The 12,913-nt window shown below is 42.2% G+C and carries 13 protein-coding genes; 10 read left to right on the plus strand and 3 right to left on the minus strand.

The annotated features are described in order from the left end of the window. The first annotated feature begins 17 nt into the window (after positions 1-17). Complete coding sequence (locus B6A27_RS08125; protein WP_080861270.1) at positions 18-1,277, plus strand: MFS transporter; 1,260 nt, start codon at positions 18-20, stop codon at positions 1,275-1,277. Positions 1,278-1,590: 313 nt separating this feature from the next. Here the strand turns inward: B6A27_RS08125 and B6A27_RS08130 are convergent, their stop codons facing one another. Continuing rightward, a complete protein-coding gene (locus B6A27_RS08130) occupies positions 1,591-2,823 on the minus strand; it encodes an MFS transporter (protein WP_080861275.1) in 1,233 nt (410 codons plus the stop codon). A 715-nt stretch (positions 2,824-3,538) separates the two neighbouring features. On the opposite strand from B6A27_RS08130, the gene B6A27_RS08135 reads away from it, so the two are divergent. From B6A27_RS08135 to B6A27_RS08145, 5 genes are all read left to right on the plus strand, one after another. Next, on the plus strand, positions 3,539-4,600 hold the full coding sequence (locus tag B6A27_RS08135) for a PQQ-dependent sugar dehydrogenase (protein WP_066149861.1): 1,062 nt from the start codon (positions 3,539-3,541) through the stop codon (positions 4,598-4,600). A 76-nt stretch (positions 4,601-4,676) separates the two neighbouring features. Continuing rightward, entirely contained in the window at positions 4,677-4,847 is a 171-nt protein-coding gene (locus B6A27_RS18625; protein ID WP_156450546.1) for a hypothetical protein, read from the plus strand. Between the two features lie 50 nt (positions 4,848-4,897). Continuing rightward, on the plus strand, positions 4,898-5,239 hold the full coding sequence (locus B6A27_RS18815; protein ID WP_201722553.1) for a M15 family metallopeptidase domain-containing protein: 342 nt from the start codon (positions 4,898-4,900) through the stop codon (positions 5,237-5,239). Continuing rightward, a complete protein-coding gene (locus B6A27_RS19365) occupies positions 5,203-5,367 on the plus strand; it encodes a hypothetical protein (protein ID WP_369824157.1) in 165 nt (54 codons plus the stop codon). Before B6A27_RS18815 ends, B6A27_RS19365 begins: the two co-directional genes overlap by 37 nt. Before the next feature lie 73 nt (positions 5,368-5,440). After that, complete coding sequence (locus B6A27_RS08145) at positions 5,441-6,457, plus strand: S66 family peptidase (protein WP_080861278.1); 1,017 nt, start codon at positions 5,441-5,443, stop codon at positions 6,455-6,457. 167 nt (positions 6,458-6,624) lie between these two features. Here B6A27_RS08145 and B6A27_RS08150 read toward each other — a convergent pair whose 3' ends face one another. Next, positions 6,625-7,116, minus strand: a complete 492-nt coding sequence (locus B6A27_RS08150) for an NUDIX hydrolase (RefSeq protein ID WP_080861281.1) — start codon at positions 7,114-7,116, stop codon at positions 6,625-6,627. Between the two features lie 359 nt (positions 7,117-7,475). Here B6A27_RS08150 and B6A27_RS19370 point away from each other — a divergent pair, with 359 nt between their 5' ends. Continuing rightward, positions 7,476-7,628 (plus strand): hypothetical protein, encoded by a 153-nt coding sequence (locus B6A27_RS19370; RefSeq protein ID WP_080861285.1) that lies wholly within the window; start codon positions 7,476-7,478, stop codon positions 7,626-7,628. Between the two features lie 232 nt (positions 7,629-7,860). Here the strand turns inward: B6A27_RS19370 and B6A27_RS08160 are convergent, their stop codons facing one another. Further along, a complete protein-coding gene (locus tag B6A27_RS08160) occupies positions 7,861-8,700 on the minus strand; it encodes a MetQ/NlpA family ABC transporter substrate-binding protein (RefSeq protein ID WP_080861292.1) in 840 nt (279 codons plus the stop codon). A 247-nt stretch (positions 8,701-8,947) separates the two neighbouring features. Here B6A27_RS08160 and B6A27_RS08165 point away from each other — a divergent pair, with 247 nt between their 5' ends. Genes B6A27_RS08165 through B6A27_RS08175 form a run of 3 tightly spaced genes read left to right on the plus strand, consistent with a single transcriptional unit; the run spans position 8,948 to position 12,894 of the window. Continuing rightward, complete coding sequence (locus B6A27_RS08165) at positions 8,948-10,441, plus strand: 4-hydroxyphenylacetate 3-hydroxylase family protein (protein WP_080861295.1); 1,494 nt, start codon at positions 8,948-8,950, stop codon at positions 10,439-10,441. Further along, entirely contained in the window at positions 10,404-11,822 is a 1,419-nt protein-coding gene (locus B6A27_RS08170; RefSeq protein WP_080861299.1) for a 4-hydroxyphenylacetate 3-hydroxylase family protein, read from the plus strand. Before B6A27_RS08165 ends, B6A27_RS08170 begins: the two co-directional genes overlap by 38 nt. 13 nt (positions 11,823-11,835) lie before the next feature. Beyond that, complete coding sequence (locus tag B6A27_RS08175) at positions 11,836-12,894, plus strand: LLM class flavin-dependent oxidoreductase (protein ID WP_066149882.1); 1,059 nt, start codon at positions 11,836-11,838, stop codon at positions 12,892-12,894. Positions 12,895-12,913: the final 19 nt, after the last annotated feature.

Below are 12,913 nucleotides of genomic sequence, written 5' to 3' on the forward strand. Positions count from 1 at the left end.
TTAGAGAGGGGAATTGGATGGGAAGCATAGCTCATCTTTTGCAACAAGAAAAGCATTATCTGCGGCTATTTGGAGCGGGAATTGTGAATGGAATCGGCGATCGCTTTAGTCAAGTGGCGTTGTTATCGAAGCTTTTAGAATTAACGGGTTCCGGATGGGCTGTTGGTGCTGTTTTAGCCATTCGTGTTTTTCCTTTTTTATTATTCGGTCCTTTAGGAGGAAAGCTGGCCGATCAGTTTTCACGAAAAAACATCCTAATTATAACCGATCTATCTAGAATCATTTTTGCGATTTCATTGGCATTTGCCAATAGCGCAGATGATATGTGGCTGATTTACATTAGTACGTTTATGCTAGCCGCAGGAGAAGCCATTTACGCTCCTGCGCGAAAATCGTGGATTCCGTTGCTTGTCAAAAAAGATCATATCATCAAAATTAACAGTTTAGAGCAAGTTATGCTTGGCATTGTTTTAATCGGAGGATCATTGTCCGGGGGAATCGTGGCTTTTTATTTTGGAACGGATTTGACATTTTGGCTGAACGGGCTTTCATTTTTGCTTGCGGCTTTTATGATCGCTTCCATTCCATTCGTCCATCGAAAGAGAGAGCCAGATAAAGAAAAAAGAACAGGCACCTTTCACTCGATCCAAACAATCAAAAAGTTAGTAATAGCTTCTGCCGCTTTGTATATTGTGTGCTTGTTTGAACTGATTGTGCCGCTGTTTAATGGCATTGATAATGTTCTCATTAGCATCTATGCCATTCAAGAGTTTCATCTTGGCGATATAGGAGTCGGTCTGTTTTACGGGGCTCTTGGAGTGGGATTAATGTTAAGCTTTATGATTTCCCAGCGAATCACTCAGCATCTTTTATTCATTGGGCTGGCGGCACTTATAATAGAAGGGATAGGCCTCATGTTTTTAAGCCACGTCTACTTAGCATGGATCGCTTGTCTGCTTTATATTTTCATCTCTTTTGCATCTGGTATTTGCAATACATGTATGGATTCTATCGTTATGCAAGAAACACCTGTTGGCCAGCAAGGCTTCGTATTTGGATGGCTGGTAACCGTGTCAAATACCTTCATCGGAATATCTATGTTCACAACTGGAATCATGTTAGAAGCCGTCAGTAATCGAATGCTTGGTTTATTGGGAGGACTCGGCTTTGTGCTAACAGGGCTATTTCTTGCTATGGTATATTGGACTAAACAAAAGAAACGAATGATGAGAAAAGAATCATTTGATACGAATAGTCGAGGAGAAGATACGCGATGAACAAGCGATTGGTTGGTGCGGCTATTTACCATGAAGGATTTGTATAATATATTTTCACGGTTCACGACCGTATTGGCATGGTGACAGGAAAAATGCCATTTTTTGTAAATTGAGATTGATTTTTAACACATCTACCGAGAAGCTCCCCCTCTAAACGGAATGAAGGTAGGAGAGGTTCATAATGCTAATGAATGACAGTTTCTGTTTAAAGGAGGCAAAAAAGCTGTTGAACGTATGACTTGATTCATACGCTCAAACAGCTTTTTGTTTCAGGCTGCCTCAGGCCGCCCAAACGGCTGGGCTTTGTGAGTTGTCATGATTTAGCTTTAGCAGGATGAAGCATTCGAAACATCGGAAGCATGATGATCATCCCAATGAAAAACAGCGCGGCGGAAATCTGATAAATAAGAAATAGAGATAGCTGTTCCTTCAAGAGACCAGACAAGCTCATTGTAATGACCATCGCTCCCATGAACATCGGTGTCAATATGCCGTTGACACGGCCTACGAACGCTGCATCCGTTTGATTCATAATAATGGTGTTCATGCCGATATGAAAAGCCGGCATAAACAAACCAATAGAAAACTCTGCCAATAGGGTGAGCCAAAACAGAGTGGACCAGCCGATCACAAAAATCCCTATGGCCATACTGCCCATTCCCATCATGAGTAAAATATGCGGCGCCACTCGATGGGAAAATGCCATAGCTAAACCTCCACCGATCATCATAGCGGCCCCGTGTGCGGCGAACAGCCATTGCAAATAGCTTTCTTCCATCCCAAGCCGCTCAGTCACAAGAAAGATAGACAAAGGCTGGATTAATCCTATCCCGAATCCAGCGGCAATAAATCCTCCGCCAAGAATCACAAGCACTTTACGCGACCATACATAGTGAAAGCCTTGCTTCATTTCATCCCAAAGGGGGACAGAAGAATCAGTTTTTTCGATTCGATCCGGCGGCAGCAGGGTTAGCACAAGAGCAGAGAATAAAAAAGCGAGACCGACGATCGCCATGGAAATATAAATTCCAAATTGTTGAAATACAAATGTTCCTAATACAGGGCCAATCACAACAAAGACGGCCATCATGGTTTGGAATAGCGACATGCCTGCTTGCATCTGTGCTTCGTGAACGTGCACTTTAAATAATTTCATTCCCGAAGGCTGAGAAAACTGCGATAAAATGGCAGAAACAAAGGTTGCGAGAAACACTGCTTTCCATGTGCTAAATAAAAGTGCAAGAAGGATGGCAAAGATTGATAGGGCACTTAAGAGATCACACCAGATCATCGTGCGTTTAGGCCGCCAGCGGTCGGCAAACGTTCCGCCGATAAATGAAAAGATAAAAATGGGTGCAAATTCAGCCACTGAAATAAGTGAAACAGCAAGTGCGTTGCCATTCGTTTTTTCGGTAACAAACAATAAAATCGCAAAGTTGCGAATCCAAATGCCGATTTGGATAAGCACTCCTGCTGTCATAATCGTTTGAATAAAGCGATTACGCAATAGCGAAGCCATAGATGGATTGGTATGTGTTACGGACATAACATAACCTCTCTACTTGTATTTATTTTCAAACTGTTAAGGCTTTGCAAGATTTAGCTGCCATGACACTCCAACTGTTGGCTGAATGGAGATGGAGCAAGCAGCATGAGAACTGTTCCTCTCTGTGCCAACTGTTCAAATGCTTGCTTAAAAATATGGCCGGCGTAAACGAGTGAGGATGGCTGCTGTTAATCGCATCATCGGCTGTTCCTTTAAGACGAATGCCGCATATCAAACCGCCCCATTTTCATGATGAAAAAACATGCTTGATTTCTATTGGTTTGAACCCATTTCCAATTCTCTCCTTTATCAAACGTGTAAAAACAATAGGAGAAAATATACGAATATACGTTCTGTATCTCTATTATCAATCATCAATGGCCATTTGTCAACTAAATAATCAATTTTTGAATTGATAGAAAAAGGGGGGATTAAAAAGCGAAAACATCCGCCAAAAGGGATTTTCATATTTTTGCCGAATGAAAAATAGAAAACAAACTTCTCTAAATAAATACTATATGACTCTCCACATCACATAAAAGAGAAAAAGTCGTTCAATAAAATTTTTGTCCCTCCTTTTGCTGTATCAACTGTCCATGGGTAAAAAAATGGATCGTGATAAAAATAAGCGACATGACGAAGTGATGATGATCAACATAGCGACGAAGGAAGATTGACAAAAACGAAAACTATTGAATGATGGGGGAGAAAGCGAATGAAGAAACGCTTAGCAAGCATCACCTGTATCATGATTTTTCTAGCAAGTTGTTCAAATCAATCGGAAGATAACGAGCAAAATGACTCCCATCCTGTTGAACACGAAAGCATCATTGCGCAAGATTTAAGCGCGCCATGGGCGATAGAATGGGACGGCACCTCCTTTTATATTTCAGAACGGACAGGTTCCATTGTCAAAATAACAGGCAAGCAGAAGGTAAGGCAAAATCTTCAATTGGATAAAAGGCTTGCGACGGCAGCTGAAGCAGGAGTATTAGGTTTTGCCCTCCACCCAGAGAAAAAGAACTATGCTTTTTTATATTACACATACGAGGATGAACACGGACAATTTAATCGGGTAGTAGAACTGCGTGAAAGGAGTGACGGATGGACAGAAGAGCGAGTGTTGTTAGATCGCATCCCAAGCGGCAATTTTCACCATGGCGGTAGAATCAAAATCGGACCAGATCGCAAGTTATATATTGCCACTGGAGATGCAACCGATCCAATGCTGGCGCAGGATTTATCGTCAATTGGAGGAAAAATTCTGCGGATGAATTTGGATGGGACGATACCAAGAGACAATCCTTTTTCTGACTCATTTGTTTATAGCTATGGGCATCGCAACCCCCAAGGTCTGGTTTGGGATGAGAACGGTCAGCTGTATAGCTCTGAACACGGCTCCAGCGCGCATGATGAGATCAATACGATCCAACCTGGGGGCAACTATGGCTGGCCTTTTATTCAGGGAGACGAGAAACAGGAAGGAATGATCAAGCCGTTATTCCATTCTGGCGGTCATACTTGGGCGCCATCTGGACTCGCTTATAACCGTGGAGTTTTATACGCTGCCCAACTGCGTGGCGAAGGAGTTTTGGCGTTCAATCTTGAAACGAAAACATATAAGCAAATCGTGAATCATGTGGGCCGGGTACGTGATGTGTTTATATGGAAGGATGATTTATATTTTGTCACGAATAACACGGACGGCAGGGGGGTTCCCGGTCATCACGATGATAAGTTCATCCGGATTCCGTTAGCGAAGAGTTTTTCACACTAGCCTAAAAGAAGCTTTCTGCGTTGCTTTATAAAAACATGTCGAGGTTTACGGAAATCGAGAAAAAGGAGAGAGGTTTGTGAAAGAAACGAAAACGATTTTAATGAGCGATTCCCTTGTTTTCTCTATGCCTGTTGAGCCATCACAAGAACCATTTGTTGACCTTGCTTACTTTGATCCAGATATTGCAGTAGATCCGGTTTTTGCAAACAGAAGCGATTACTTTTCGTTTGTGTCCGCCTGTCGATAGCCAAGAAGCTTTCTATAGCCAAAGCCTTGCTTCCAAAGGGCCTGCGCTTTTTGGTTAAAGAAGGATACAGACCTTTGCATATTCAGCAGCGTGCTTTTGATCGTGCTTTGCAACGGGCAAAGCTCCAGTTTCCAAACAAAAATTCAGCTGATCTTATAGCAGAGGCATCTAAATATGTGGCTACGCCAAATATAGCTCTTCACCCAACAGGAGGAGCCAGCGATTTAACTTTGGTTGATGTGAACGGCAGCGAGTTGGATCTTGGTACACCTATGATGCTATACCGCAAGAGACAGACAACGCCACTTTTTTTGACGCAGCCAATATTAGCGAAGAAGCTCGAAAAAACCGGCAAATCCTCGCTCATGCTCTTCAACCTGTCGGTTTTGTGAATGATTTTACAGAATGGTGGCATTGGTCATACGGCGACCGATATTGGGCGGTGATGACTCAAGCCAACCAAGCCCTTTATTCCGCTGTTTCCGAACAAGAACGGATCGGTTTATATAAACATTCATAAATCAATAGCGGTGTCGTTATCCAAAGACTAAACTGCAAAATTTGAATGGTTAGACAGAACAGGAGAGAGGCGAATGATCGAATATCCATTTTTACGAAAAGGAGCAACAATTGGTATCACCGCACCTTCCTCAGGCGTCAAGCCCGCTTTGCATCCGATGCTTCGAGGGGCTTGCGAACGCATAGAGAAAAAAGGGTATAAAGTCGTTTGCGGTGAAACGGTTTGGACGCAAGAAAAAGCCAAATCGGCTCATGCAAAAAAGAGAGTGAACGAATGGATGGACATGATGCAAAATGAAAAGATTGATTTGATCATCCCGCCTTGGGGAGGGGAGCTATCAATTGAGATTCTCGAAGAACTCGATTTCGCAAAGATTAACAAAAAATGGATTTTAGGGTATTCTGATACAAGCGTTCTACTATTAGCGATTACGCTAAACACCGGAATCGCCACTGCTCACGGAACGAACTTTGTAGATATTAGAGGTGAATATGTTGATGAGACAACAGCCATGTGGGAGACGGTTTTGTCGACGCAGTCAGGTGCAGCTGTGATTCAATATTCTTCGCGAAAATATCAAAAGGAGTGGCAGCATGACAACCCATCTCCATGCGTGTTCCATCTTACAGAAGAGACATATTGGAAAACCATTACAAATAGACCTGTCAACCTGCAAGGCCGATTGCTCGGTGGCTGCATTGATGTCATTCGGCATTTGATTGGCACACCTTATGGCCGTGTCCGTGATTTTCGTCAAACCCATCTCAACGGTGAGCCTATCATTTGGTATTTAGAAAACTGCGAGCTTTCCACTACAGATTTGCGGCGTTCTCTTGTGCAAATGAAATTGGCGGGCTGGTTTGATCATTGTTCGGGAATTTTGTTTGGGCGCAGCGCTGCCAATAAACCGATTGATGGCTATACAGCAGAAGATGTGTATCAAGATTTGGCGCAAGAGCTGCAAATTCCCATTGTGTACGATATCGACTGCGGACACGTTCCGCCGCAAATCACTTTTATTAACGGAGCGTTGGCTGAAGTCAAAGTGAACAACGGAAAAGGGAGCGTTATCCAACATTTCAAACCGTAAATGTAAGCAAAAGAGACATGAACATCGCTCCTGAATTCAGGAGGGTTCATGTCTTTCAAAACGGTTGCTCTGATGGACAGCTATTGTTCAGCAAACAGGATGAAAGAAGCTCTAAATGTGGCGATAGGAGCCCATCGAACCCTTTACTCTTGCTTGAAGGTTAATGTCTATGATGGGTTTATAGCACGATAAAGGATTTCCTGATAAAGTTCGTTCCAATCATGATAATAGTCTATTACTTCATTTGGATTGATAAAAATTCTTTCAACTGATTCGTATTTTCCTTCAAAATCCAATACTTGCTCAATATCCATACGATAAAAAACTTGATAGCCGATTTTGGGATAAGGACTGCTTTCATCCCATTTGGGATTGGCGCTATGATCAACGACAATATGCCCTAAAAGAAAACAGCTTCCTCTCACATAGCCTTCCTCATATGCTTCACGTTTGACACATTCTGTAGGAGTTTCTCCTTGTTCCATATGTCCGCCGGGAAAGTCCCATCCCCTATGGTTAAGATTCACCAGCAGCAGCTTGCCATCTTGAAAGCAAAAAGCGTGAGCACTTGTTATTAAATGTCTTGGCGGAAGCTGTGTATCCGGATTCCACGTTAATCTTACTTTTGCCTCTCCCCATTGAACAACTTTTGTGATCATGTTTTTCCCTCCATTTCTATCTTACTATAAAAAGAAAAAATAAAGGTTTTTAAAACAGGAATGGTCCAAATGAACTGAAATCTTCCTCGTATCTTCGCTTTTCAATGTCATGCTCGTAACGATCTTATCAACGGGGCTCCGTTTTTATTTGTTGAATAAGGGGGAAACAGACATGAAGAAAACGATCTATGATTGTAGTATTGCTTATAAGAAGCCTTATTACTGGGGCGATGTAGTACCATTATAAATTATGAGAAGTTGGTTTGGGAAGGGGGAGCGAATAAGGCGTTACCGCCGCCGCAACACGCAGGCATTTACTATTTTTAGCTTGGGCGTCTTTCGTTTTATCATGCGCGTTCATGTTGATTGGACTGTACAATATGGATGCGCCGCTTGTTGAGAAAGGATCATTACGCCGTCTGCGCCTGTTTTTTAGTCATGTCCTCATTCGTGCTGCAAAAAAACGATCCGCGACAATATCGAAGACGATAATTATGAGAAAGAGCATATGACAAAAAGGACGGAAAAAGAAGAAGCGAAATGATCCTTAGATGAATGTTCAATTATGTATTCATTGTCGCTAGCTGTCGAAGAGGCATCCTGATAAAAAATCAGCCATCCAGCAAAAGAAAAATTGAGCAAGTGTAAAAGCGGACAAATGAAGGTTGACTTCATGCGTCCGCTTTTGTTTTGCTCTTATCGTCTGTTTATCTTGGCTTTCATGAAGTAAAAAAGGAAGACAACTTACTGTTGAAAATAATCAGGGCGATGAAACCCTTCAAAGCTTGGGTCTGTTTCAATGATTTTTTGAAATTCTGGAGATTTGTAAGCTTCCATAATGTCCTTTACAAATGGTTTGTCTTTATCCTTGGTTCTAACGGCTACAAGATTTTGATATTCAAATGGCGGATTTTCTAAATATAAAGAAGAAGATAGTTTACGGCCTGACGACAAAATGAAGTTTCCATTCACTAACGCATAATCGGCATCGGGAATCGTCCTAGGAAGCTGGGCCTGCTCCACTTCGACAAAGGTAAAATTCACTTTCCGCGAGATGATATCTCTTTCCGAAACAGATATAGGCTTGTAATCTGGTTTTAACTGAACCCAACCGAGCTGCTCCAAAATTCTTAACGCCCTAGCTATATTAGGGGGATCATTTGGAATCGCGATTTTGTCTCCAGCCTTTAAGTCATCCAGCGAATCATGCTTATCAGAATATACTCCCATTGGAGCGGTAGGTACTTTAATAACTTCAGTCAGATCTAGTTTATTTTCCTTTTTGAAATTCTCTAAATAAGCGGTATGCTGGAATATATTTACGTCGATGGAGCCCTCGGCTAAAGCGAAGTTGGGCTGGATAATATCGTTAAATTCCACGTAGCGAATCGTATAGCCTTTTTTCTTTAAGTGAGGCTCTATTCCTTTTTTCACTTGATCAATATACGGACCTGGCGTAAACCCGAAGACCAATGTTTTGTTTTTTTCTTCATGAGCGCTGCTTGTACTTGTTTGATTAGTCCCACATCCTGAAACTGTGAACACCAATAAAAGCATACTGATCATCCATAGCCATTTTTTCATCTAACTATTCATCTCCCTTCGGCCATCCAATTCATAGTTATCCTATATGATTAAATGGAATATACCATAAAGATGATTGGCAATCAAGATGAAATTTTTCCAAATTTATCACAAATGCAATTTAATTCATAGTTGACATATAGGTTTTATATGATTAATATTGAGAGTAATCAATTTCAAGTAGGCGATAATACAGACATACTGCCTCTGATCTTGGCTTAGTCATTTTTAAGGAGTGGAAAAGCTTATGGCCGATAAGAAGCGAAATGGATTCATTGAGATCCTAAAAGATGGAAGAAGTGTGTGGATGGATGGAGAAAAGATAAACAATCTCGCGGAACATCCAGATTTTTCAGGAACATTGGCGACGATCAACCGCTTGTGGGAGATGCTGGACTCTCCGGAAGAACAGAAAATAGTAGGATTTGTCAGCCCAAAAACAGGCCAGTATGTCCATCAATCCTTTTTAGTTCCCACGAATCTTAAGGATATCATTTCACGAAGAGAGGCATTTACCTTATGGTCAAGAAAAACGTTTGGCGTAATGAGTAGACTATCGGATTATGCCAGTTCTTTAATTACGGGGTATTTTATTGATCGAGATCAATTTAACAAATATGATCCTAGCTTTTCTGAAAAAATCGAACAGTACTATGAACAGGCCAGAGACGAACGCCGGATCATCACCACGGCTGTTTTAGATCCACAGATTGATCGATCCAAGCCGTCGGTCGAGCAAACAGATCCCGACGCTTTGTTAAGAGTCGTTCGTAAAACCGAAGAAGGCGTTGTTGTCCGCGGTGCCAAAATGATTGCGACAGCTGCTCCATATGCTCACGACGTTATTATTATGCCGCATCAAAAGCTCTCAGATGGCCAAGTGGACAGTGCCTATATGTTTATTGTTCCTCTAAATTTAAAGGGATTGCACATCGTCTGTCGCGAATCGTTTGCTTCTCAAAATCAAGAAAAGCATCCATTAAGCGCCCAATTTGATGAAATGGATGCGGTGCTGATTTTTGATGATGTTTTGATTCCGTGGGAGCGGGTATTCATCAAGGAATCAGCCGAAGGTGTTTTTCAAGCTCAGTTGCATCAGCAACTGAATGTGCTGGCACATCATCAGACCGTTGTTCGATTGCTGACAAAGTTGCAGTTTGTAGCGGGAGTCGCTACGGCCATCGCCCAATCGATCGGAGCAGATCACTATCTTCATGTTCAAGAAAAGCTAGGAGAGCTTTACACACAACTTGACAGCATCGAAGCTTTACTTATCGCTTCAGAAATTCAAGGCGCTTTCCATCGCGATTCCGTCTATCTTCCAGCTCGTGTGCCTTTGCAAACGGCCCGGAATTTAGGAACTCGCTACTATCCTCGCGCGATTGAAATTTTAAAACAAATTGGAGCCGGCGGTTTTATTCAGCTTCCTTCTACTCCGATTGAAAAAAGTGAGACAATCTCGCCGCTATTAAAAAAATATTACAAAGGAGCCAATGTCGATGCTACAACCAAAACAGCTTTATTTCAAATCGGATGGGAGCTGGTTGGAAGTACATTAGGATCAAGGCATGATCTGTATGAAAGGTTTTATACAGGAGATCCTGTACGTACGTTTGCACAGCAGTATGACTTGTACGATAAGCAGCCTCTTAAAAAGAAACTTCATCATTTTTTAGAGAACATTAGCGAGAGGAAGGAAAAACATGAGCCAAGCCATTCCGTATATTCAACGCCTTCATGATGACAGAAATGTCTGGATCAACGGAAAGAAAGTGAACAATATCGAGCACCATCCTGCGTTTAAGGGAACGATTCGTACCATTCAATCACTGCTGAACTTGCAGAAAAACGAAGAAACAAAATCTCTGTTAATGTATCGGACAGAAGAAGGAACAGACGCCCATCTTTCCTTCCTTATTCCAAGAACGCACGAAGATTTACAGAAAAAGAGAATTGCCTATCAATACTGGGCGGATCAAACGTTTGGCGTGATGAGCCGTCTATCAGAATATTCCCGTTCCCTAATTACGGGCTGGTATGCCAACCGCGCAGAGCATGAATCATCACACCCTGGTTTTTCCGAAAAAATCGCACATTACTATCAACAATCTCGTGATTTGGATTTACTATCTACAGCAGCCGGCCATGATCCGCAAAGAAATCGTTCAAATATAACTAAAAAAGGCAAGGAGGGACTGTTACGTATTACCCGCCGAAATCGAGAAGGAGTCTTTTTAAGCGGTGCTAAAATGATTGCGACAGCGGCTCCTTATGTGGATGAACTGTTGCTTTTCTCCTTCCATAAAAGGAGTGAAAGTGAACGAGAATTTGCGAATGTTTTTGTAGTGCCAGTCCATGCGAAAGGTCTTCATATCGTTTGTCGTGAATCTTTCGCTTATGACCATCCTGTTGATTATCCGTTAAGCTCTCGGTTTGACGAGATGGATGCGGTGCTGATTTTTGATGAAGTATTTCTCCCATGGGAGCGAGTGCTTGTCTATGAAGATCCTGAATTTTCTTGGAAGCTTCGCATTGATCGCGCTGCTTCTTTACTAAGTCAGCATCAAACCGTTGTTCGTCTTGTTAGTAAATTAGAAAGTGTAGTAGCGATCGGAAATGAACTAGCAGAAACAGCGGGAGCCACAGCCTTTTTACACGTAAAAGAGAAGCTAGCGGAGCTCATCATTCAACTTGAAACAATAAAGGCGCTGCTCATTGCTTCTGAACATCACGCGCAGTTGTATAATGGTGTCTTGCTTCCCGCCCCCAACTTCTTAACAACTGCTCGTAATCTCGGAACGCGGTTTTATCCAAGAGCATTGGAAATTTTACAGCAAATTGGAGCCGGTGGACTTTTGCAGGTGCCTTCCAGCATCGAGGAATTTGATAGTCCTATCCGTTCGTTTCTACATGAATATTATAAAGGGACATACTCATCTGCTAAAGAAAGAACAAAACTTATCAAACTCGCTTGGGATCTCATTGGCAGTCCGCTCGGTGCACGACATGAATTGTATGAGCGTTTTTATTCTGGCGATCCCGTCAGAACATATGCAGCCCAGTACCATTCTTATCAGCACAAGCAGCGGCTGATTGATTTTGCCTATGAAGTTTTAAAATGAGGAGGTTCTTTTCATGTCCGTCCATTTTTATTGGTACGTACCCACAAATGGTGATGGTGAATATTTAGGATTAAAAACTCCAGAGCGTCCTCCGACGCTGGATTATATCGTACAAATCGCCCAGACAGCGGAAGCAGCTGGGTTTGAAGGAATTCTAATTCCGACCGGCATCCCTTATTTAGACTCGTGGATGGTGGGATCTGCTATTATCCATCATACAAAAAAAATCAAACCATTGATCGCCTTTCGTCCCGGTTTTATTGCTCCTACAGTGGCAGCGAAGATGGCGGCAACTCTTCATCATTTTGCGAATGGAAGAGTTCTTGTTAATGTCGTAACGGGAGGATCAGCGAAAGAACTGGGCCAAGACGGGGACTTCCTTGAACATGATCAGCGTTATCATCGGACAAGCGAGTTTCTCCATGTCGTCAAAAACGCTTGGACTCAGCCTTCATTCAACCATCAAGGCCATTACTTTACCATTAAAGATGGAACATTACGCCCGTCTATCTCTAAAAATCCAAATATTCCTATTTATTTTGGTGGATCATCTGAGATTGCTAAAGAAGTGGCTGCCCAATCGGCGGATGTTTATCTTCAATGGGGGGAGCCTGTAGCACACGCTAAACAGCAAATAGAAGATGTAAAACAGCGGGCGCAAAAATATGGACGAACATTAGAATATGGAATTCGCCTCCATATTGTGATTCGTGATCACGAACAGGAAGCGTGGGACGCAGCCTATAAAATTATCAGCAAGGTGGATTCGACCGTTCAGCACAATATAGATCATTATTATGAAACAACGGATTCTGTTGCTCAAAAAAGAATGAATGAATTATCTAAACGCAATGATCGGTTTGATAAATACGGCTGGACCGGTATCGGAAAAGTCCGAAAAGGAGCAGGGACGGCACTGGTCGGTACTCCTGAACAGGTAAGAGAAGGGCTGCAGGAATATATTCGTGCAGGCGTCACACATTTTATTTTATCTGGATTTCCTCATTTAGAAGAGGCGGAACGCTTAGGACGCTCTTTGCTTCCATTATTTAAAGAAACGGTGTTAAGTTAATGGATTTGTGGCAACGAAA

It is taken from the genome of Anoxybacillus sp. UARK-01 (assembly GCF_002075365.1).
Taxonomy (GTDB): domain Bacteria; phylum Bacillota; class Bacilli; order Bacillales; family Anoxybacillaceae; genus Anoxybacteroides; species Anoxybacteroides rupiense.